At 69.7% G+C, this 20,618-nt stretch carries 20 protein-coding genes; 15 read left to right on the top strand and 5 right to left on the bottom strand.

Translation table 11 applies throughout. From position 1 onward, the window contains the following. Positions 1 to 46: 46 nt before the first annotated feature. The 5 genes from EV292_RS17725 to rimM all read left to right on the top strand — a co-directional run bounded on the left by EV292_RS17725 (position 47) and on the right by rimM (position 5,895). Positions 47 to 2,755: a valine--tRNA ligase gene (locus EV292_RS17725; RefSeq protein WP_132910567.1), complete on the top strand. Its 2,709-nt coding sequence runs from the start codon at positions 47 to 49 to the stop codon at positions 2,753 to 2,755. Positions 2,756 to 3,174: 419 nt separating this feature from the next. Beyond that, complete coding sequence (gene ffh / locus EV292_RS17730; protein ID WP_132910568.1) at positions 3,175 to 4,701, top strand: signal recognition particle protein; 1,527 nt, start codon at positions 3,175 to 3,177, stop codon at positions 4,699 to 4,701. Between the two features lie 97 nt (positions 4,702 to 4,798). Beyond that, complete coding sequence (gene rpsP / locus EV292_RS17735) at positions 4,799 to 5,203, top strand: 30S ribosomal protein S16 (protein WP_132910569.1); 405 nt, start codon at positions 4,799 to 4,801, stop codon at positions 5,201 to 5,203. A 70-nt stretch (positions 5,204 to 5,273) separates the two neighbouring features. Next, complete coding sequence (locus EV292_RS22750) at positions 5,274 to 5,426, top strand: hypothetical protein (protein WP_165927167.1); 153 nt, start codon at positions 5,274 to 5,276, stop codon at positions 5,424 to 5,426. A gap of 25 nt (positions 5,427 to 5,451) precedes the next feature. After that, positions 5,452 to 5,895, top strand: a complete 444-nt coding sequence (gene rimM / locus EV292_RS17740) for a ribosome maturation factor RimM (protein ID WP_132910570.1) — start codon at positions 5,452 to 5,454, stop codon at positions 5,893 to 5,895. A 251-nt stretch (positions 5,896 to 6,146) separates the two neighbouring features. Here rimM and EV292_RS17745 read toward each other — a convergent pair whose 3' ends face one another. Then, positions 6,147 to 7,055, bottom strand: a complete 909-nt coding sequence (locus tag EV292_RS17745; protein WP_132910571.1) for an NAD(P)/FAD-dependent oxidoreductase — start codon at positions 7,053 to 7,055, stop codon at positions 6,147 to 6,149. A 52-nt stretch (positions 7,056 to 7,107) separates the two neighbouring features. On the opposite strand from EV292_RS17745, the gene EV292_RS17750 reads away from it, so the two are divergent. The 6 genes from EV292_RS17750 (at position 7,108) to EV292_RS17775 (ending at position 12,793) form a co-directional block, all read left to right on the top strand. After that, on the top strand, positions 7,108 to 7,395 hold the full coding sequence (locus tag EV292_RS17750) for an AbrB/MazE/SpoVT family DNA-binding domain-containing protein (RefSeq protein WP_132910572.1): 288 nt from the start codon (positions 7,108 to 7,110) through the stop codon (positions 7,393 to 7,395). Between the two features lie 5 nt (positions 7,396 to 7,400). Continuing rightward, a complete protein-coding gene (locus EV292_RS17755; RefSeq protein WP_347812604.1) occupies positions 7,401 to 7,766 on the top strand; it encodes a type II toxin-antitoxin system VapC family toxin in 366 nt (121 codons plus the stop codon). Beyond that, positions 7,763 to 8,491 (top strand): tRNA (guanosine(37)-N1)-methyltransferase TrmD, encoded by a 729-nt coding sequence (gene trmD / locus EV292_RS17760; RefSeq protein ID WP_132910574.1) that lies wholly within the window; start codon positions 7,763 to 7,765, stop codon positions 8,489 to 8,491. Before EV292_RS17755 ends, trmD begins: the two co-directional genes overlap by 4 nt. Before the next feature lie 4 nt (positions 8,492 to 8,495). Then, on the top strand, positions 8,496 to 8,882 hold the full coding sequence (gene rplS, locus EV292_RS17765) for a 50S ribosomal protein L19 (RefSeq protein ID WP_132910575.1): 387 nt from the start codon (positions 8,496 to 8,498) through the stop codon (positions 8,880 to 8,882). Between the two features lie 514 nt (positions 8,883 to 9,396). After that, positions 9,397 to 11,634, top strand: coding sequence for a S9 family peptidase (locus tag EV292_RS17770; protein ID WP_132910576.1), 2,238 nt, complete (start codon positions 9,397 to 9,399; stop codon positions 11,632 to 11,634). A gap of 85 nt (positions 11,635 to 11,719) precedes the next feature. Then, positions 11,720 to 12,793, top strand: coding sequence for an aspartate-semialdehyde dehydrogenase (locus EV292_RS17775; RefSeq protein WP_132910577.1), 1,074 nt, complete (start codon positions 11,720 to 11,722; stop codon positions 12,791 to 12,793). A gap of 330 nt (positions 12,794 to 13,123) precedes the next feature. Here the strand turns inward: EV292_RS17775 and EV292_RS17780 are convergent, their stop codons facing one another. Continuing rightward, positions 13,124 to 13,732 carry a YitT family protein gene (locus EV292_RS17780; protein WP_132910578.1) on the bottom strand — a complete coding sequence of 203 codons (609 nt, stop codon included), beginning with the start codon at positions 13,730 to 13,732 and terminating at the stop codon, positions 13,124 to 13,126. A gap of 119 nt (positions 13,733 to 13,851) precedes the next feature. On the opposite strand from EV292_RS17780, the gene EV292_RS17785 reads away from it, so the two are divergent. Beyond that, positions 13,852 to 14,298: a GFA family protein gene (locus tag EV292_RS17785; protein WP_132910579.1), complete on the top strand. Its 447-nt coding sequence runs from the start codon at positions 13,852 to 13,854 to the stop codon at positions 14,296 to 14,298. After that, positions 14,279 to 15,040 carry an alpha/beta fold hydrolase gene (locus EV292_RS17790; RefSeq protein WP_132910580.1) on the top strand — a complete coding sequence of 254 codons (762 nt, stop codon included), beginning with the start codon at positions 14,279 to 14,281 and terminating at the stop codon, positions 15,038 to 15,040. Before EV292_RS17785 ends, EV292_RS17790 begins: the two co-directional genes overlap by 20 nt. 259 nt (positions 15,041 to 15,299) lie before the next feature. Here EV292_RS17790 and EV292_RS17795 read toward each other — a convergent pair whose 3' ends face one another. From EV292_RS17795 to EV292_RS17805, 3 genes are all read right to left on the bottom strand, one after another. Next, a complete protein-coding gene (locus EV292_RS17795) occupies positions 15,300 to 15,896 on the bottom strand; it encodes a hypothetical protein (RefSeq protein WP_132910581.1) in 597 nt (198 codons plus the stop codon). A 77-nt stretch (positions 15,897 to 15,973) separates the two neighbouring features. Further along, the gene (locus tag EV292_RS17800; protein ID WP_132910582.1) at positions 15,974 to 17,404 is read right to left on the bottom strand and encodes an AMP nucleosidase; all 1,431 of its coding nucleotides are present in this window, start codon (positions 17,402 to 17,404) and stop codon (positions 15,974 to 15,976) included. Positions 17,405 to 17,772: 368 nt separating this feature from the next. Next, positions 17,773 to 18,252, bottom strand: coding sequence for a peroxiredoxin (locus tag EV292_RS17805; RefSeq protein WP_132910583.1), 480 nt, complete (start codon positions 18,250 to 18,252; stop codon positions 17,773 to 17,775). Positions 18,253 to 18,347: 95 nt separating this feature from the next. Between EV292_RS17805 and EV292_RS17810 the strand changes: the two genes are divergently transcribed. Together EV292_RS17810 and ahcY are read left to right on the top strand one after the other, a co-directional pair. Next, on the top strand, positions 18,348 to 18,908 hold the full coding sequence (locus EV292_RS17810) for a YqgE/AlgH family protein (RefSeq protein WP_132910584.1): 561 nt from the start codon (positions 18,348 to 18,350) through the stop codon (positions 18,906 to 18,908). A gap of 126 nt (positions 18,909 to 19,034) precedes the next feature. Next, positions 19,035 to 20,480, top strand: coding sequence for an adenosylhomocysteinase (gene ahcY / locus EV292_RS17815; protein WP_243693839.1), 1,446 nt, complete (start codon positions 19,035 to 19,037; stop codon positions 20,478 to 20,480). Positions 20,481 to 20,618 lie beyond the last annotated feature (138 nt).

The following is a 20,618-nucleotide window of genomic DNA, read 5'->3' on the forward strand; positions in this document are numbered from 1 at the left end:
CACCCGCGCCCTTTTCTTTTCGCGCGACGCGGGATAGCCGCGGCGCATGACCGAGCTCGCCAAGACCTTCGACCCGGCCGCGATCGAGCGCCGCTGGTACACGCACTGGGAAGACAAGGGCCTGTTCCGCCCCCAGCGCCCCAACGCCGAGCCCTGGACGATCGTCAACCCGCCGCCCAACGTGACGGGCTCACTCCATATCGGCCACGCGCTCGACAACACGCTGCAGGACATTCTGACGCGCCATGCCCGGCTCAAGGGCAAGGACGCGCTGTGGGTGGTCGGCACCGACCATGCCGGCATCGCCACGCAGATGGTGGTCGAGCGCCAGATGGCCGCCAGGGGCGAGAAGCGCACCGACCTGTCGCGGGAGGCGTTCGTCGCGCGCGTCTGGGAGTGGAAGGCGGAGAGCGGCGGCGAGATCACGCGCCAGCTGCGCCGGCTCGGCTGCTCGATGGACTGGGCGAACGAGCGCTTCACCATGGACGAGGGCTTCTCGCGCGCGGTGCTCAAGGTGTTCGTCGAGCTGCACCGCCAGGGCCTGCTCTACCGCGACAAGCGGCTGGTCAACTGGGACCCGGGCCTCGGCACCGCGATCAGCGACCTCGAGGTAGAGACCCGCGAGGTGCGCGGCAGCTTCTGGCGGCTGCGCTACCCGCTCGCGGACGGCTCGGGCTCGATCGAGGTGGCGACGACGCGGCCCGAGACGATGCTCGCCGACATGGCGGTGGCAGTGCATCCCGAGGACGCGCGCTACACCGCGTTGGTGGGCAAGCAGGTGCGCTTACCGATCACCGGGCGGCTGATCCCGATCGTCGCCGACGAGCACGCCGACCCGGCGCTCGGCTCGGGCGCGGTGAAGATCACGCCGGGGCACGACTTCAACGACTTCGAGGTCGGCCGCCGCGCTGGGATCGAGGCCCGCGACATGCTCAACATGCTCGATGCCAAGGCGCGCGTGGTGCAGACCGCGGACGGGCTGATCCCGGCTGAGTTCCTCGGCCTGCCCGGCAACGACGCCAAGGCCGAGCAGGACGCGCGCCGGCTGGTGGTCGCGCGACTCAAGGAGGCGGGCGTGCTGCTCCCGCACGTCGACAAGGAAGGCGTCGCGCACGACGCCGAGCCGCGCGTGATCCAGACGCCGTTCGGTGACCGCTCGGGCGCGGTGATCGAGCCGTGGCTGACCGACCAATGGTATGTCGACGCCGCCACCTTGGCCAAGCCGGCGATCGAGGCGGTGCGCTCGGGCGCGATCAAGCTGGTGCCTAAGTCGTGGGAGAAGACCTTCTTCAACTGGATGGAGAACATCCAGCCGTGGTGCGTGTCGCGCCAGCTCTGGTGGGGGCACCAGATCCCGGCGTGGTTCGACGCGGAGGGCCGCGCCTATGTCGCCGAGACCGAGGAAGAGGCGCAGGCCGAGGCGGGCGCGGGCGTGGCGCTGACGCGCGACCCCGACGTGCTCGACACCTGGTTCTCCAGCGCGCTCTGGCCGTTCGCGACGATGGGCTGGCCCGACGCGGCGGATCGCACGCTCGGCGGCCGCTACCCCAATGACGTGCTCGTCTCGGGCTTCGACATCCTGTTCTTCTGGGACGCGCGGATGATGATGCAGGGCATGCACTTCATGGGCGAGGTGCCGTTCCGCACGCTCTACCTGCACGGCCTGGTGCGCGCCGCCGACGGCGCCAAGATGTCCAAGTCCAAGGGCAATACGGTCGATCCGCTCGGGCTGATCGACCGCTACGGCGCCGACGCGCTGCGCTTCTTCATGGCCGCGATGGAGAGCCAGGGGCGCGACATCAAGATGGATGAGAAGCGCGTCGAGGGCTATCGCAACTTCGCCACCAAGCTGTGGAACGCCAGCCGCTTCGCCCAGGCCAACGGCATCGGCGGCTCGACTACGCTGGAGCCGCCGCTCGCGTCCAACGCGGTCAACAAGTGGATCGTCGCCGAGACGGTGGCGACGGTGCAGGCGGTCGACCTCGCGCTCGCCGACTATCGCTTCGACGCCGCCGCCAACGCGATCTACCAGTTCGTGTGGAGCCGCTTCTGCGACTGGTATCTGGAGCTGATCAAGGGCTTGATCCAGCCTCAACTCGCACCGGATGGACTGACCTACGAGACCTTTCAGCCGGCGGTAGACGAGACGCGGAGGGTCGCGGGCTGGGTGCTCGACCAGATCCTGGTGCTGCTCCACCCGTTCATGCCCTTCATCACCGAGGAGCTGTGGCACGCGCTGGCGCCGCGCGAGCACGAGTTGATCGTCGCGCACTGGCCCATGGCGGACGCACGCGCGCTCGATCCGGCGGCGACTCAGGAGGTCGAGCGGCTGATCGAGCTGGTCGAGGCGGTCCGCGGTGCGCGCGCCGAACTCAACGTGCCGCCGGGCGCGCGCATCGCGCTCCATACCGGGGCGGGCAGCGTGCCGGCGACGATCGCACCTTATGTGGAGCGGCTCGCGCGCGTCACGCTGACGCCGGGCGAGGCGAGCGGCGCGCGCGCGCCGATCCTGTGGGGGGCGGAGACGTTCGCGCTGGCCCTGGAGGGCGTGATCGACCTGGAGGCGGAGCGGCAGCGGTTGCAGAAGTCGCTCGCCGCGGCGGAGAAGGAGCGCGACTCGCTGGCGGGGCGGCTCGGCAACGCCAGCTTCGTCGAGCGCGCCAAGCCCGAGGCGGTGGAGAAGGCGCGCGCCGACCACGCCGAGAAGGCGGCGGACGCGGAACGCTTCGCCGCGGCGTTGGCGCGGCTGGGATAGGGGCCGGCGGGCGGCTGCCGCCTGAGATCGCCCGACCATCGTTGGGGGGGCACGTTTGCTCCCCCCACATCCTACCGTCATCCCGGACTTGTTCCGGGATCCACTGTGCCGCCTTCTCACCAGCCGTGAGGCACGCGGACGGGTGGATCCCGGAACAAGTCCGGGATGACGGAGGAGGGTAGGGGGCAAGCCACAAAACGGTAAGTGGCTGAAGCAGCGGCGGCCGGCGGGACAGCCACTCGTCCCCGCCGTGACCACCCGCCCACCCACAACCTTGCATCCCGCCGCCACTTCCTCTAACAGCCGCCGCACGTTCCACCGTTGAACGCGATCGACATGCGCCCATGTGGTGCCCGCTGGCCGGCGAGGTTTCGCCCGCCGGCGCTTTTGCGTTTGGCGGCGGATGAGAAGGATAGATGATGTTCGACAGCCTCAGCGACCGTCTCGGCGGCGTCTTCGACCGGTTGCGTGGCCGCGGCGCGCTGACCGAGGCCGACGTGCGCGCCGCGATGCGCGAGGTGCGCGTCGCGCTGCTCGAGGCCGACGTCGCGCTGCCGGTCGCGCGCGCCTTCGTCGACGAGGTCACCGAGGAAGCGGTCGGCCAGAACGTCCTGCGCTCGGTCACGCCGGGGCAGCAGGTCGTCAAGATCGTCAACGACGCACTGGTGCGGATGCTCGGCGGCGACGATCCCGCCGCGGCCGAGCTCCAGCTCAACGTCGCGCCGCCAGCGGTGGTCATGATGGTCGGCCTGCAGGGCTCGGGCAAGACGACGACCACCGCCAAGATCGCCAAGCGCCTGTCGAGCAGCTCGATGACCGGGCGTTCGGCCAAGAAGGTGCTGATGGCGTCGCTCGACGTCAACCGCCCCGCCGCGCAGGAGCAGCTCGCCACGCTCGGCACGCAGGTCGAGGTGGCGACGCTGCCGATCGTCGCGGGCCAGCAGCCGGTCGAGATCGCGCGCCGCGCGCTCCAGGCCGCGAGGCTGCAGGGCTTCGACGTGCTGATGCTCGACACCGCCGGCCGACTCCACGTCGACCAGGCGCTGATGGACGAGATGAAGGCGGTCGCCGAGGTGGCCAGGCCGCAGGAGATCCTGCTCGTCGTCGACTCGCTGACCGGTCAGGACGCGGTCAACGTCGCGCAGAACTTCTCCGAGCAGGTCCCGCTCACCGGCGTGGTGCTCACCCGCATGGACGGCGACGCGCGCGGGGGCGCCGCGCTGTCGATGCGCGCGGTCACGGGCAAGCCGATCAAGTTCGCCGGCGTCGGCGAGAAGCTCGACGCGCTGGAGGCGTTCCACGCGTCGCGGGTCGCGGGCCGCATCCTCGGCATGGGCGACGTGGTCAGCCTGGTCGAGCGTGCCGCCGAGTCGATCCAGCAGGAAGACGCCGAGCGCATGGCGAGCCGGCTCGCCAAGGGCCAGTTCGACATGAACGACCTGCGCGGCCAGCTCGCGCAGATGAAGCGCATGGGCGGCCTGGGCGCGCTCGCGGGCATGCTGCCGGGCATGAAGAAGGCGCAGGCGGCGATGGACTCGGTGCCGGGCAGCGACAAGATGCTGGTCCATCTCGACGCGATGATCGGCTCGATGACGGTCAAGGAGCGCGCCAAGCCCGAGCTGATCAACGCCAAGCGCAAGATCCGCATCGCCAAGGGCTCGGGGACGACCGTGCAGGAGGTCAACAAGCTCCTCAAGATGCACCTCGAGATGTCGACCGCCATGAAGAAGATCAAGAAGATGGGCGGGCTCAAGGGCATGATGGCGATGCTCGGCAAGGGCGGCCTCGGCGGTTTGGGCAGCGCGATCGGTGGCGCCGACATGGGCGACATGATGGGCAAGCTCGGTGGGCCGGGCGGCGGTCCGGGGTTGCCCGGGCTTCCCGGCGGCGGTCTGCCCGGCAACATCCCCGGCGGCCTGCCGCCGGGGTTCCGTTTCAAGAAGTAACGATGCGCGCCGCCGCGGCGGCGCGGGCGTAACGATTATCACCTAGACGATCCCGGCGCGTGCCGGGGCACCAACGGACAGAAGGAAGACGAACACCATGGCACTCAGCATTCGCCTGTCGCGCGGCGGCTCCAAGAAGCGTCCCTACTACCGCATCGTGGTGGCCGACGCGCGCAGCCCGCGTGACGGCAAGTTCATCGAGAAGATCGGCAACTACAACCCGCTGCTCGGCAAGGACGACGAGAAGCGCGTCGTGCTCGACGCCGAGCGCGCCAAGCACTGGCTGGGCGTCGGCGCGCAGCCGACCGACCGCGTCGCCCGCTTCCTCGACGCCGCGGGCGTGAAGGAGCGCGCCGCGCGCAGCAACCCGAAGAAGGGCGAGCCGGGCGAGAAGGCCAAGGAGCGCGCCGAGGAGCGTGCCGAGAAGCTGAAGGCGCAGCAGGAGGCCGCCGCGGCCCCGGCCGCCGAGCCGGCCGAGGCCGAGGCGGCGAGCGCCGAGTAAGCCGGCCGGGAAGCCGATCGTCCGCTCGTGCGTTACCTGCGGCTCCATCGAGAGCCGAGAGGATTGCACGATGACGATCGATCCCGACCCGCGCACCGCGCCCGACGACAATGACGACTCGACCACCCAGGACGCCACGAACCAGGGTGTCTCGAGCGAGCAGCCCGCCGAAGGGGACGACGACGCCCCCGCCGGCGGCGCCGGCTCGCCCGACCAGGCCTGAGGCGGCGCCGGTCGACCCCGACGCGGTGGTGCTCGCCGCCGTGACGGGGGCGCATGGCATCGCCGGCGAGGTGCGGCTCAAGGTGTTCGCCGAGGCGCTCGACGCGCATCGCACGTTCAACGGCGGTGCGCTCACGCTGGTGAAGCTGCGCGACGGCACGATCGCGCGCTTCGCCGAGGTGACCGACCGCACCGCCGCGGAACGGCTTCGCGGCACCTTGCTGACGGTCGCCCGCGCTGACCTGCCGCCGCTCGGCGAGGGCGAATATTATCACGCCGACCTGCTCGGTCTCGCCGCGGTCTCGACCACGGGCGAGCCGGTCGGGCGTGTCGTCGCGGTGGAGAATTTCGGCGCCGGCGACGTGATCGAGATCGAGCGCGACGGCGGCAAACGCTTCATGGTGCCGATCAGAGCCGTGCCCGAGTGGGATCGCACGCGGCTGGTGGTCGAGGCGGCGTTCGTGGAGTGAGCAGGGGCTCCGTTCCCTCTCAACCCCTGCCGTTAACTCCTGCCGTCATCCTGAACTTGTTTCAGGATCCACCGTTCCGCGAGCGCCGCGGCTAAGTATGCCGCACGGTGGATCCCGAAACGAGTTCGGGATGACGGAAGCATGGAGGCCGAATCGCTCCTGATCGCGTTGTGCTCCTGCGCACGCAGGAGCCCAGAGCCACGATCGCCCCGCCTCATCACCCTGGTTACCTGCCTCCGCAGGAACACCGTTCATCGCCGCAGCGGGCGCTGCTCCGCCAGCAGGTTGCGGATCGTCGTCGCGGCGACGCCGGCCTCGCCCATGGCGTGGCTGATCTGGTCGAGCCCTTTCACCACGTCTCCCGCCGCGAACAGGCCCGGCACGCTGGTGCGCTGATGGTCGTCCACCTCGAGGCAGCCGTCCTCGCTCGCGCGCGCGCCGGCCTCGATCGCGAGATGCGAGCGGATGCGCGAGCCCAGCGCGGGATAGACGCTGTCGAACGCCATCCGCCCGCGCGCGGTGTCGAGCGCCAATCGGTCGCCCTCGATCGCATAGCCGCCGCAGGGACCATCGACCCGCACCACACCCGCCGCGTCGAGCGCTTCGGCGCAGGCCGGGTCGAGCAGATGCTCTGCCTCGGGCGCGATCAGCGTGATGTCACGGGTGAAGCCGCGCAGGAACAGCGCCTCGCGCCGGCCGCGCTCGCCGGTGCCGATCACCGCGACCCGCTTGTCGGTCACCTCATAGCCGTCGCACACCGGGCAATAGCGCAGCAGCCCGCGCGCCAGCGCCGGGTCGTGTACCTCGGGGAGCAGCCCGTGCGGGCGGTGGTTCACTACCCCGGTCGCCAGCAGCACGGTGCGTGCGCGATGCATGCCTTCGTCGGTGGTGGCGACGAAGCCGTCGCCGTCGCGCGCCAGCGCGATCACCTTCACCGCCTCCCGCCGCGCGCCATATCTCTCCGCCTGGGTGAGCATCAGCCGCAGCAGCTCGGTGCCCGCGATCCCGTCGGGATAGCCGGCATGGTTGTGCGTGCACGGGATCATCGCGGCGCGGCTCGATCCCGAGTCGAACAGCCGGATCGAGAGGTGAAAGCGCGCCAGATAGATCGCCGCGGTCAGTCCGGCGGGACCGGCACCGATGATCAGGCAGTCGTCCATCTTGCTGTCGTCCCCACGTGTATATACATCCCGTGCATACGGGAGATCGGCGATGAGTAACGAATATCGCGCCAAGGTGTTCAAGTCCGGCAATTCGGTCGCGCTGCGCCTGCCCAAGGCGCTGGGGCTGAAGGAGGGGACGGAGATGGTGGTGCGCGAGGAGCGCGACCATTATGAGTTCGCACCGGTGGAGACGGACGATCGGCTCGATCTCTCCGCTGTCTGGGGCGCCTGTCCCGAGCTCGCGTCGGGATCGGCGGAGGAGCGCGCGTTCGAACCGTCGCCCCGAGCATGGGACGATCCTGACTGGGCCGGTTGGAAGGCGGAAGCCGACCGGTGAGATACATGGTCGACGCCAACATCGTGATCGCGCTGCTCGCCGGCGAGCCCGCCGCCTTGAGGGCGCGCGTGGAGCGCTGTCGCCGCGGCGATATCGTCCTCTCGTCGATTGCCTTGGCCGAGGTCGCTTTGGGTAGCGCGAGCGGCAAGCGCCCCTCGGCGGAGGTTCTCGAGAAGGTGACGCGGCTGTTCGACGTCCTTGCCTTCGACGCGGCGGCAGCATGGGCCTATGCCCGGCTGCCGTTCCGCCGTGGCAGTTTCGACCGGCTGATCGCCGCGCACGCCTTGGCCGCCAACACGATCCTCGTCACCAACAACGAGCGCGACTTCGCCGGCATCCCCGGCCTCGCCGTCGAGAATTGGACCCGATGACCTTCCGCGCCACGATCCTGACGCTCTACCCCGAGATGTTCCCCGGTCCGCTCGGCGCCGCGCTCGCGGGCCGCGCGCTGCGCGAGGGGCGGTGGAGCTGCGACCCGGTCAACATCCGCGACTTCACCGAGGACCGTCACCGCACCGTCGACGACACGCCGGCGGGGGGCGGGGCGGGGATGGTGCTGCGCGCAGATATCGTCGCGCGCGCGGTCGACGCGCACGCCGACGGGCGACCGCTGATCGCGCTCACGCCACGCGGCGCGCCGCTGACCCAGCGCCGCGTCCGCGACCTCGCCGCCGGGCCGGGCGCGGTGCTGCTGTGCGGGCGGTTCGAGGGATTCGACGAGCGCCTGTTCGAGGCGCGCGCGATCGAGCAGCTGTCGATCGGCGACTATATCCTCTCGGGCGGCGAGATGGCCGCGCTGGTGCTGCTGGACGCTTGCGTTCGGCTGATTCCGGGGGTAATGGGCGCGGCTTCGAGCGGGGACGAGGAGAGCTTCGAGAGCGGCCTCCTCGAATATCCGCATTATACCCGACCTGTCGAATGGGAAGGGCGCACGATCCCCGAAGTGCTGCGATCGGGGGATCATGCGAGGATCGCGGCGTGGCGTCAGTCACAGGCCGAGATCGACACACGGCTACGGCGGCCGGACCTGTGGGAGCGTCACGAGGGCGCTCGGGTCGGCTCGCCCTCTGGCGCGCGGCACGGAAGTAAGGATTGACGCGATGAACCTGATCCAGACGCTCGAGGCCGAGCAGATCGCCAAGTTCCACGAGAGCAAGAAGCTTCCCGAGTTCCGCCCCGGCGACACGCTGAAGGTCGGCGTGAAGGTGGTCGAGGGCGAGCGCACCCGCGTCCAGAACTTCGAGGGCGTGTGCATCGCGCGTTCGAACAAGGGCATGGGCTCGTCGTTCACCGTGCGCAAGATCAGCTTCGGCGAGGGCGTGGAGCGCGTGTTCCCGCTCTACTCGCCCAACGTCGACTCGATCGAGGTGGTGCGCAAGGGCGCGGTGCGTCGCGCCAAGCTCTACTATCTGCGTGGCCGTACCGGTAAGTCGGCGCGTATCGCCGAGCGCCGCGACAACCGCCCGCAGGCGCAGGCCGCCGAGTAAGCGACGCCCGGTTTTTGGCCGGAGCGCGAGGGGCGCGGTGGGAGACCACCGCGCCCCTTTCTTGTTCGTGGGGGAGGGGGGGCGTCGCACCGCCGGTTCGCTGTAGCCGGCGTCATCCTGAGCTCGTCTCAGGATCCACCCGTCCGCGATCACCACCGGCCATTGGGTGCGCGGCACAGTCGATCCTGAGACAAGCTCAGGATGACGCCAGTGGGATAGGACATGCCTTACGTCTCTAGATGCCACCCCGGCGGACGCCGGGGTCCAGGTGGGGGAGGCTGGTGACGCCCACGCAGGCCTTCCCAACTGGACCCCGGCGTCCGCCGGGGTGGTGCGCTTGTAGTGACGGAGCGCCCGCGTCGTCGTCGGCGCTAGCGTCGGCGCCGACATCGGAATCGGCGTTTCACCCGGAGGATCCTCCCACCACGACAGCAAGGGTGACGCTTTACCTCGCCGCCGCGCGCCGCGATAAGGGCGGCGCGCCCGGTCCCGGGTCGCGATCCCGGAGGAATGGATGCGTTCATGGTTGGCGGTGGTGGCGCTTGCGACGGTAGCAACAGGGGCGCTCGTGGATGACGCCGCCCAGGCGCAGGCCGGCGCGACCCGACCCGCGGCGCAGCGACTCACGCTCGAGCGCATCTTCGCCGCGCCCGACCTCGGCGGCCAGCAGCCGCGCGCGCTCAAGCTCTCGCCGGATGGCCGGCTGCTCACCTTCCTGCGCCCGCGCGCCGACGACCGCTTCCGCCTTGATCTCTGGGCGCGCGACACCGCCACCGGGCAGGAGCGGATGCTGGTGGACAGCACGCGCGTCGGCAGCGGCGCGGCGTTGTCGGAGGCGGAGAAGATGCAGCGCGAGCGCGCGCGCATCGGCGCACTGACCGGGATCATCCGCTACGATTGGTCCCCCGACGGGCGCCAGCTGCTCGTCCCCGCCGACGGCGACCTGTACCTCGCCGCGCTGGACGGCGCGACGCGGCGGCTCACCGAGGTGAAGGGCGGCGTGCTCAACGGCGAGGTCTCGCCGCGCGGCGGCTACGTCAGCTACGTGCGCGACCAGAACCTGTGGCTCCAGCCGCTCGCCGGCGGCGCCGCGCGCGCGCTCACGCAGGGCGGCGGGGGCACGGTCCATTTCGGCGAGGCCGAGTTCGTCGCGCAGGAGGAGATGGACCGCCGCACCGGTTACTGGTGGAGCCCGGAGGACCGCTATGTCGCGGTCGAACGGTTCGACGAGGCACCGGTGCAGGTCTTCACCCGCGCCGCGATCGGCGCCGCCGGGACCGAGATCTACCAGCAGCGCTATCCCGCCGCGGGCACGCCCAATGTCGCGGTCGAGCTCCACGTGATGCGCGCGGACGGCAAGGGGCAGGTGAAGGTCGACCTCGGCACCGACTCCGATATCTATCTGGCGCGGGTCGACTGGCTGCCCGACGGCTCGGCGCTCCTCGTCCAGCGCGAGAACCGCGCGCAGACCCGACTTGACGTGCTCCGCGTCGACCCCGCCACCGGCAAGGCGACACCTTTGTTCAGCGAGACCGCCGCGCCGCGCAGCTGGATCAACCTCACCGACAGCTATCGCGCGCTCGCCGACGGCGGCCTCCTGTGGCGCTCCGAGCGCGACGGTTACGGCCACCTCTGGCTGCTCCGCGGCGGTCAATGGACCCAGCTGACCAAGGGACCGTGGGTGGTCACCGGGCTGGTCGCGGTCGACGAGGCGGCGGGCAAGGTCTATTTCATGGCCAACAAGGATGACGTGCTCGAGCAGCAGCTCTACGTCGTCCCGCTCGCCGGCGGCACGCCCGAGCGGCTGACCGAGCGCGGCTGGCAGAACAGCGTCACCGCCGACGGCGCGGCGCAGCGCTTCCTCGTCACCCGCTCCAACCCCAACCAGCCGCCGCAGGTCTATCTCGCCGACGCCGCGGGCAAGCGGCTCGCCTGGGTCAACGAGAACCGGGTCGAGGGCGGTCACCCCTATGCGCCCTACCTCGCCGCGCACCGGCCGGTGACGTTCGGCACGATCAAGGCGGAGGACGGCACCGAGCTGCACTGGCAGATGGTCACGCCCAGGCTGGAGCCGGGCAAGCGCTACCCCGTGTTCTTCCAGCATTACGGTGGGCCGGGGCCGCAGAACGTCGCGCGCGACTGGAAGAACCCGTTGATCCAGCGCATCGTCGATCGCGGCTGGATCTACTTCGAGCTCGACAACCGCGGCTCGGCCAACCGCGGGGTCACGTTCGAGAGCGCGATCTGGCATGCGATGGGCACGGTCGAGGTCGCCGACCAGCGCGCCGGCGCGACCTATCTGAAAGCGCTCAGATACGTCGACCCGAAGCGGATCGCCACCTATGGCTGGTCCTACGGCGGCTATATGTCGCTCAAGATGATCGAGGCCGATCCCGGCCTCTACGCCGCCGCGATCTCGGGCGCACCGGTGACCGACTGGCACCTCTACGACTCGCATTACACCGAGCGTTACATGGGCGACCCGCGCACCGACGCCGCCGCCTATGACGCCTCGCGCGCGGTGCGCGACCCTAGGCGCATCACCACGCCGCTGCTGCTGATGCACGGCATGGCCGACGACAACGTCTTCCTCGACAACAGCACCAAGGTGGCCGCCGCGCTGCAGGCGGCGGACATGCCGTTCGACCTGATGTTCTATCCCGGCAAGACCCACTCGGCGGTGCGCGACATCCACGTCTGGACCACGATCGAGCGCTTCCTCGACACGCACGTCGGCAGCGGCCCCAAGTAAAGCTTGCTGTCGCGCGCGCGGCGGGCGCATTAGGGCCGCCGCGGGATGAGAATGCGCGCACGGAGCGCGCCGGGAAGGACGGACGATGGGCTATCGGGTGGTGGTGGCGGGGGCCACGGGCAATGTCGGGCGCGAGATGGTCAACATCCTCGCCGAGCGCGAGTTTCCCGCCGACGAGATCGCGGTGCTGGCGTCGTCGCGCTCGGTCGGCGACCAGATCGAGTATGGCGACACCGGCCGCATGCTCACGGTCAAGAACATCGAGCATTTCGATCCGACCGGCTGGGACATGGCGCTGTTCGCGATCGGCAGCGAGGCGACCGCGGTCTATGCGCCCAAGTTCGCCGCGGCGGGCTGCACCGTGATCGACAATTCGTCGCTCTACCGCATGGACCCGGACGTGCCGCTGATCGTGCCCGAGGTGAATGCCGCGGCGATCGACGGCTATCGTGCCAAGAACATCATCGCCAACCCGAACTGCTCGACCGCGCAGATGGTGGTGGCGCTCAAGCCACTGCACGACGCCGCGACGATCAGGCGCGTGGTGGTGGCGACCTATCAGTCGGTCTCGGGCGCGGGCAAGATCGGCATGGACGAGCTGTTCGAGCAGAGCCGCAACATCTTCGTCGGCGACCCCGCCGAGCCGAAGAAGTTCACCAAGCAGATCGCCTTCAACGTGATCCCGCACATCGACAGCTTCCTCGACGACGGCTCGACCAAGGAAGAGTGGAAGATGGTGGTCGAGACCAAGAAGATTCTCGACCCCAAGATCAAGGTGGTCGCCACCTGCGTGCGCGTGCCGGTCTTCGTCGGCCATTCCGAGGCGCTCAACGTGGAGTTCGAGAACGAGCTGTCCGCCGAGGACGCGCAACGGATCCTGCGCGAGGCGCCCGGCGTGATGCTGGTCGATAAGCGCGAGGACGGCGGCTATGTCACCCCGATCGAGAGCGCCGGCGACGACGCCACGTATGTCAGTCGCGTGCGCGAGGACCCGACCGTGGAGAACGGGCTTGCGCTGTGGTGCGTTAGCGACAACCTCCGCAAGGGGGCGGCGCTCAACGCGGTGCAGATCGCCGAGCTGCTCGGCCGGCGCCATCTCAAGAAAGCGGACGAGGCCGACGACGCCGCCTTCGACGCGGTGTTCGCCGGGGAGGAGTGATCGGGGGCTTCTGATCGTAGCCGCTCTGCGCTGAGGTGATTGGCGGCGAGCCCCTCCCCTTCAGGGGAGGGGTTGGGGTGGGGCTTTTCCGCAAGCGCCACGCTCGCTGATACGCCCCGCCCCTAACCCCTCCTTTATACGTGCTTGTTGCAGAGTTGCTGTCATCCCGGCCTTGAGCCGGGATCCATCGTGCCGCGAACACCGAAGCCGTTGCTCTTGCGGACCCATGGATCCCGGCTCAAGGCCGGGATGACGAGGATGGGTGGCGCAAACACAATCTCGCAACGATGCTTTGAAGGGGGGAGTTGCAGGATCTCCGTACCTTAACGCTCAATACCCCGTGTACCGCCCCGGCCGGTGCCACGCGATCAGGATGCCGCTGATCGCCGCCGCGGACAGTGCCGACCACGCCACCCGCTCGACCGGCAGCGCCACCAGCGACACCAGCAGGATCACCGCGTCGATCGCGATCTGCGTCCGCCCGGCGTTCCAGCCGCGGCGCTGCTGGAGCCACAGCGTCACCACGCCCGTCCCGCCGATCCCGGCATGGTGCCGCGCCAAGGCCAGCGCGCCGAAGCCGATCACCGACCCGCCCGCCAGCGCGGCGAAGGCGGGATCGATGTACGCGATGCTCAGCCCGTAGCGCGTCACCGTACCGAGCCCCGCCACGCCGATCCCGACGAGGGCAGTGCGCAGCGTGAAGCGCCGCCCCATGGCGCGCCACGCCAGCCAGAAGAAGGGCAGGTTGAGCAGGGTGAACAGCACCCCGCTCGGCAGCGGCACCGCATAGGAGAGCAGCAGCGCCACCCCCGCGATCCCGCCTGTCACCAGCCCGGCGGCATGGAGCAGCGCGAGCCCGAGGACGACGAGGATACAGCCGAGCGCGAGCGCATAGGCGTCCTCGATCGCGCTGTGCGGCAGGGAAGGCGGGCGAGTCACCGGGGCGCTCTGCCAGCGCCATAGGCGCGCGTCGAGTGCTGCGCTGCAACATCGGTCGCGCGTTTACCTCGCGCGCTCGCCACGTTAGGTCGCTTCGTCTGGGCAGCGGGAGCGGCGGGATGGCGCGCGAGATGACCGGTGGGTGCCAGTGCGGCAGCGTGCGCTACGCCGTGCTGGTCGAGGACGACCATGCCTATCTGTGTCACTGCCGGATGTGCCAGCGCGCCACCGGCGGCGTGTTCGCCGCGCTCAAGCAGGTGTCGCGCGCCGCGCTGCGCTGGACCACGCGCGAGCCCGACCGCCGTGCCTCGTCGCCGATCGCGCAGCGCGGTTTCTGCCGCGACTGTGGCACGCCGCTCACCTATGAGGGGACTGGCGCCGACCAGCTCGACCTCACCGTCGGCAGCTTCGACGACGCTGGCCGCCTCCGCCCGACCGGCCATTTCGGCGTGGAGAGCCGCCACGCCGCCTGGCGCGACACGGCCGGGCTACCCGAGAAACGCACCGACGAGCTCCCGCACATCGTCGGCAAATGGATGGAAACGAGTGGCAAGCTCCCCGACTGAGACACGCATCTTCGACAGTTTCGACGGCACGTCGATCGCCTGGCGCGAGCTGGGCGAGGGCCGCCCGCTGGTCCTGATCCACGGCTATTTCTCGGACGCGCGCACCAACTGGCTGCGCTACGGCCACGCCGCCGCGATCGCCGCGCGCGGCGTGCGCGTCATCATGCCCGACCTGCGCGCGCACGGCGAGAGCGGCAAGCCGCACGATTCCGCCGCTTATCCGCCCGACGCGCTGGCGCTGGACGGCGAGGCGCTGGTGCGCCACCTCGGGCTGACCGACTATGACCTCGGCGGCTACTCGCTCGGCGCTCGGACGGTGGTGCGGATGCTGGCGCGCGGGGCGACGCCGCGACGCGTGGTGCTCGCCGGCATGGGGCTGGAGGGCATCATCGGCGCCGAGCGACGCGCCGATCACTTCCGCAACATCCTCACGCGGCTGGGTCAGCACGAGCGCGGCAGCCCGGAGTGGCTCGCCGAGGCCTTTCTCAAGACCACCGGCGGCGACCCGGTGGCGCTGCTCGGCGTGATCGATACGTTCGCGAGCACGCCGGCGGCGGTGCTGGCGACGCTCGACCGGCCGACCTTGGTGCTCAGCGGGGTGGACGATCACGACAACGGCTCGGCCGCGGCGCTCGCCGACGCGCTGCCGAACGCACGCTACGCCGAGCTGCCGGGCAACCACATGAGCGCGGTGACCAAGCCCGAGCTGGGGCAGGCGATCGCGGACTTCGTGGCGGGGTGAGGCTTCATGGCTGACGCTTCTTGAGCGTAGCGGGCGGCGCGCAGAGCGTAGCTGTCGCGAGCGGCGCGGTGCGCAACGCTCGACCAGCTGGTGACGCTGAAGGCAACCGCAGCGTAAAACCCGCCCAACGGCTCCTTCTAAGAGAAGGTGGGCCGAAACCTTGATCCGTCAATGCGTTAGCAGAGGAACTTGCGTTAAGGGATCACGTACTATGCGGCGGGCGGCGCGGAGCGGCATGCGCCCCGCGCCGCATCGTCGCTCACTCCGGTACGGTATTCTCGTCCGCGATCTTCGCCTTGAACGACTTGCTCGAGTCGGTCCCGTCGGGCTGGTGCGCGCCGCCGGTCTTCGCGCCCGCTTCACCCGCCGTCTTGGTCTGCGGCTTGGCGGCAGCTTTGGGGGTGGAACTGCGCAGCGACAGCAGCGCGGCCGTGGCCGCTGCGCCGATCGCCGCCACGCCGCCGGCGATCGCCGCCGCACCCCATTTGCCGCCGACCTTGTCGGTCGCGCGGGACGCCGCTTTGCCCGTGCCGCGCGCACCCCGCGTCACGCTCTTGCGCGTATCGCTCGCCGCGCGCGTGGCGCGCTTGCGAGCCGCACCCGCCGAGCGCGACACGCTCTTCGTCGCGGCGGTCACCGCCTCGCCGGCCTGTTCCAGCGTCGACCCTTCGCTCTTGGTCGCGCGCTTGGTTGCCGCGCGGCGCTTGGGCGCGGGCGTGTCGCTCGCGGTCTTGCGCTTGGTCGGGGGCTTGCTGGCCGTGCTCGCGCTGGTCTTGCGCGGCGCGCGGCGGCGCGGGGTCGCCGGCTTGGACGAGGCCGGCGCGGGGGTCGGCGTGTCGCTGTTGTCGTCGGCCATCATCTGCTCCCTGGCGAAATGGTACGGCCGCGTAACGCGCGGCCGCCGCTTCGTTTCCAATCAGATGGCCGATGCGCTCAGCGGAACGGCGGCTCGTTGAAGGCGCGCAGCTTGCGGCTGTGCAGCTTGGCGCCTTCGCGGCGGAGCTCCTCGCACGTCTCGATGCCGATCCGCATGTGCTCGCTGATCGCGCGCTCGTAGAAGCGGTTGGCCTGGCCGGGTAGCTTGAGCTCGCCGTGCAGCGGCTTGTCCGAGACGCACAGCAACGTGCCGTAGGGCACGCGGAAGCGATAGCCCTGCGCCGCGATCGTCGCCGACTCCATGTCGATCGCCACCGCGCGGCTGAGCGAGAAGCGCAGCGCCGAGCGGGCGTAGCGCAGCTCCCAGTTGCGATCGTCGGTGGTGACGATCGTGCCGGTGCGCAGCCGCCGCTTGAGCGCGTCGCCCGACTGGCCGCTGACCGTCTCGGCCGCGCGCGCCAGCGCCTGCTGCACCTCGGCGATGGCGGGCACCGGTATCTCGGGCGGCAGCATGTCGTCGAGCACGTGGTCGTCGCGCAGATAGGCGTGGGCGAGCACATAGTCGCCGATCCGCTGCGAGGGGCGAAGCCCGCCGCAATGGCCGATCATCACCCAGGCCTCGGGCCGCATCACCGCGAGATGGTCGCAGATCGTCTTGGCGTTCGATGGGCCGACACCGATGTTGACGAGCGTGATGCCGGTGCGATCGTCCGCCATCAGGTGATAGGCGGGCATCTGCAAGCGCCGCCACGCGCTGTCGTCGAGCATCGCCGGATCGTCGCCCGCCTGGAACAGCACGCCGCCCGGCCCCGACAGCGCGGTGAAGCGGCTGTCGCCGCCGACCTGGGTCGCACCCCAGCGCACGAACTCGTCGACGTAGCGATGATAGTTGGTGAACAGCACGTAGCGCTGGACGTGCTCGGGCGGCGTGCCGGTGTAGTGGCGCAGCCGCGCGAGGCTGAAATCGGTGCGCAGCCCGTCGAACAGAGCGAGCGGGCGCGTGCCGTCGATCGAGGCCCAGAGGCCGTCGGCGATCTCGTCGCCGATATAGGCGAGCTCGGTGGTCGGGAACCAGCGCGCCAGCTCGGCGGCGGAGACGGTGTCGAGGCTGAGCGCGTGACCGGCGTCGATCACATAAGGGAAGGGGATCTCCTGAGTCCCCGCCACCGCGCTGACGGTGACGTCATAATCCTCGATCAGCAGGGTCAGCTGCTCGATCAGATAGTCGGCGAAGACCGCGGGCTTGGTGACGCTGATGCGATACTCGCCGGGGCTCACCAGCCGGCCGAAGGAGCGCAGCGGCGTGGGGCGATCGTCGCCGCCGGCGAAGCGCAGCCGGATCTCGGGGTAAGCGAAGGAGCCGTCGCGCCGCGCGTCGGGGGCGGGGGGCGTGCCATCGGCGATGTAGCGGGAGATCGCCGCCTTGAGCCGGTCGACCGACGCGCTGTAGAGCCGGTCCAGTTCCTGTACGATGTCGTTCGCTGTCATTCCCGACGGTTACATTTGCGATGTGACCGCGGCAAGTCGCGCGATCCACCGGCGTGGCGGGAAGGATCAGGCAATCCTTCCCGGGCGGCAATCGTTGCGACCTTCCGTCATCCCGGCCGTGAGCCGGGATCGATCCTTCCGCAAGAGCAACCCGTGCGGCTCTCGCGGCCCCATGGGTCCGGACCCAAAAAGGGCGGTGTGCATCTTCATCACCGTCATCCCGGCCTCGCGCCGGGATCCATTCTTCCGCGAGAGCAACGCCGGCGGCTCTCGCGGCACCATGGATCCCGGGTCAAGCCCGGGATGACGATGGCGGAGCGCGCGATCCCCGTCGCGCAACGATCCCCGGCACGGGGAAGGGCAGCGTCTTACAGCAGCGTCAGCAGGTGCTCCGCCGAACTCACCCGGAACTCGCCCGGCGCCTCGACCTCGAGCGACTCGACCACGCCGTCGTTCACCACCATGGCGTAGCGCTGGCTGCGCTTGCCCATGCCATATTTGCTGCCGTCCATGTCGAGCCCCAGCGCGCTCGCGAACTCGCCGTTGCCGTCGGCCAGCATCGTCACGCCCTCGGCGCCGTTCTGCTTGGCCCACGCCCCGAGCACGAAGGCGTCGTTGACCGCGGTGCAGGCGATCTCCTCGACTCCCTTGGCGCGCAGCTCCCCGGCCTTATCGAGATAGCCCGGCAGGTGCCGCGCCGAGCAGGTCGGCGTGAAGGCGCCCGGCACCGCGAACAGCGCGACGCGGCGGCCCTTGAAATATTCGGCCGAGTCGACCGGCTCCGGCCCCTCGGCGGTGACCTTGGTGAGGCGGACGGAAGGCAGAGCGTCGCCGACGCTGATCGTCATAAGGGTCTCCGGTTGGTGTGGCGCGACGGTGTCGCAGCCGCCCCGGGCGATTTCAAGCTTTGGCAAGCGCCGCCGCACGCACTAGGTTCGGCGCGATGGAGCAAGCCCAATATCTCACCGGTCAGTTCCTGCTCGCCATGCCGGGGATCGGTGACCCGCGCTTCGAGCATTCGGTGATCGCGATTTGCAGCCACGACGAGAGCGGCGCGCTCGGCGTCGGGGTCGGCGCGGTGGTCAACGGGCTCGGCTTGCACGACGTGCTCGAGCAGCTCGAGATCGCGCCGGGCAAGGCGCCCGACGCGCCGGTCCATTTCGGCGGGCCGGTGGAGACGCGGCGCGGCTTCGTGCTCCACTCGAGCGACTGGGGCGGGCATGACACGCTCGACGTCGCGGGACGCTGGGCGTTGTCGGGGACGCTCGACGTGCTGCGCGCGATCGCGGCCGGGAACGGCCCGTCGCGTTGGCTGGTCGCGCTCGGCTACGCCGGCTGGGCGCCGGGGCAGCTCGACGCGGAGATGACGCGCCACGGCTGGCTCAACGTCGCCGACTCGCCCGAGATGCTGTTCGACACCCCGGTGGAGCGGCGCTGGACCCGCGGTTTCGCCGCGGCCGGGGTCGACCCGCGGCTGCTGTCGAGCGAGAGCGGACACAGCTGAGCCGCCCTGGCAGAACGATATAAAGATATCTTTATATTTGATCGGCGGCGTCGGGCGGGCTAAGGCGCGCGGATGCCGACCGGTGCGTGGCGCCTTGGTCGGCCCTATCAGTCTGGAGACAACGCCGTGGCCACCGCCCCAGTGTCTGACCGCACGCTCGACACCAACGATTACGTCATCAAGGACATCGGCCTGGCCGATTTCGGCCGCGCCGAGATCAACATCGCCGAGACCGAGATGCCCGGCCTGATGGCGCTGCGCGCCGAATATGGCGCCGCGCAGCCGCTGAAGGGCGCGCGCATCACCGGCTCGCTGCACATGACGATCCAGACCGCGGTGCTGATCGAGACGCTGACGGCGCTGGGCGCCGACGTGCGCTGGGCGACCTGCAACATCTTCTCGACCCAGGACCATGCCGCCGCCGCGATCGCCGCCGCCGGCATCCCCGTCTTCGCCGTGAAGGGCGAGACGCTCGCGGATTACTGGGACTATGTCGGCTCGATCTTCGACTGGGACGACGGCACCGGCCGCACCGCCAACATCATCCTCGACGACGGCGGCGACGCGACCATGTTCGCTTTGTGGGGCGCCAAGCTCGAGGCCGGCCAGAGCTTCGGCGAGCCGGAGAATGAGGAAGAGGTCGAGTTCCAGCGCTCGGTCAAGGCGTTCATCGCCAAGAAGCCGGGCTATCTGACCGAGACCGTCAAGAACCTGAAGGGCGTGTCGGAAGAGACGACGACGGGCGTCCACCGCCTCTACGAGATCGCCAAGAAGGGCGAGCTGCCGTTCCCGGCGATCAACGTCAACGACTCGGTGACCAAGTCGAAGTTCGACAATCTCTACGGCTGCAAGGAGTCGCTGGTCGACGCGATCCGCCGCGCCACCGACGTGATGCTGGCCGGCAAGGTCGCCACCGTCGCCGGCTTCGGCGACGTCGGCAAGGGCTCGGCCGCCAGCCTGCGCAACGGCGGCGCGCGCGTCCTCGTCACCGAGATCGACCCGATCTGCGCGCTGCAGGCGGCGATGGAGGGCTATGAGGTCGTGACGATGGAGGAGGCGGTGAAGCGCTCCGACATCTTCGTCACCGCGACCGGCAACGCCGACGTGATCACCGCCGATCACATGAAGGCGATGAAGCCGATGGCGATCGTCTGCAACATCGGCCACTTCGACTCGGAGATCCAGATCGCCGCGCTGTCCAACTACAAGTGGACCGAGGTGAAGCCGGGCACCGACCTGGTCGAGTTCCCAGCCGAGAACGGAGGGGCCGGCAAGCAGATCATCGTGCTCGCTAAAGGCCGCCTGGTGAATTTGGGCTGCGCGACCGGCCATCCGTCGTTCGTGATGTCGGCGTCGTTCACCAACCAGACGCTGGCGCAGATCGAGCTGTGGACCAAGGGCGAGACCTACAAGAACGAGGTCTATGTCCTGCCCAAGCACCTCGACGAGAAGGTCGCGGCGCTCCACCTCGAGAAGCTCGGCGTCCAGCTGTCGCAGCTGAGCGAGAAGCAGGCCAAGTATATCGGCGTGCCGGTGGCCGGCCCGTTCAAGCCGGACCATTACCGCTACTGATCGCCCGCGCGATCGCGAGAACGAGGAGGGCGGTGCCGTGAGGTGCCGCCCTTTTCGCGTGGCCGTGGGAGGCGTCGGGCGGCGCCTCGCGATCGCAATCTTTCTCGCCAATGACGCTTTTCCCACGCGAAGGGCTTG

Origin of the sequence: Sphingomonas sp. BK235 (assembly GCF_004345855.1) — a bacterium.
Lineage (GTDB): Bacteria > Pseudomonadota > Alphaproteobacteria > Sphingomonadales > Sphingomonadaceae > Sphingomonas.

Coding starts and splice junctions, on each gene's coding strand:
- rpsP (WP_132910569.1), top strand. CDS start 4,799: ATGGCACTCAGCATTCGCCTGTCGCGCGGCGGCTCCAAGAAGCGTCCC.
- EV292_RS17805 (WP_132910583.1), bottom strand. CDS start 18,252: ATGACGATCAGCGTCGGCGACGCTCTGCCTTCCGTCCGCCTCACCAAG.
- EV292_RS17810 (WP_132910584.1), top strand. CDS start 18,348: ATGGAGCAAGCCCAATATCTCACCGGTCAGTTCCTGCTCGCCATGCCG.
- EV292_RS17800 (WP_132910582.1), bottom strand. CDS start 17,404: ATGACAGCGAACGACATCGTACAGGAACTGGACCGGCTCTACAGCGCG.
- EV292_RS17775 (WP_132910577.1), top strand. CDS start 11,720: ATGGGCTATCGGGTGGTGGTGGCGGGGGCCACGGGCAATGTCGGGCGC.
- ffh (WP_132910568.1), top strand. CDS start 3,175: ATGTTCGACAGCCTCAGCGACCGTCTCGGCGGCGTCTTCGACCGGTTG.
- EV292_RS17745 (WP_132910571.1), bottom strand. CDS start 7,055: ATGGACGACTGCCTGATCATCGGTGCCGGTCCCGCCGGACTGACCGCG.
- trmD (WP_132910574.1), top strand. CDS start 7,763: ATGACCTTCCGCGCCACGATCCTGACGCTCTACCCCGAGATGTTCCCC.
- EV292_RS17785 (WP_132910579.1), top strand. CDS start 13,852: ATGGCGCGCGAGATGACCGGTGGGTGCCAGTGCGGCAGCGTGCGCTAC.
- EV292_RS17770 (WP_132910576.1), top strand. CDS start 9,397: ATGCGTTCATGGTTGGCGGTGGTGGCGCTTGCGACGGTAGCAACAGGG.
- rplS (WP_132910575.1), top strand. CDS start 8,496: ATGAACCTGATCCAGACGCTCGAGGCCGAGCAGATCGCCAAGTTCCAC.
- EV292_RS22750 (WP_165927167.1), top strand. CDS start 5,274: ATGACGATCGATCCCGACCCGCGCACCGCGCCCGACGACAATGACGAC.
- EV292_RS17750 (WP_132910572.1), top strand. CDS start 7,108: ATGAGTAACGAATATCGCGCCAAGGTGTTCAAGTCCGGCAATTCGGTC.
- EV292_RS17725 (WP_132910567.1), top strand. CDS start 47: ATGACCGAGCTCGCCAAGACCTTCGACCCGGCCGCGATCGAGCGCCGC.
- EV292_RS17795 (WP_132910581.1), bottom strand. CDS start 15,896: ATGGCCGACGACAACAGCGACACGCCGACCCCCGCGCCGGCCTCGTCC.
- EV292_RS17755 (WP_347812604.1), top strand. CDS start 7,401: ATGGTCGACGCCAACATCGTGATCGCGCTGCTCGCCGGCGAGCCCGCC.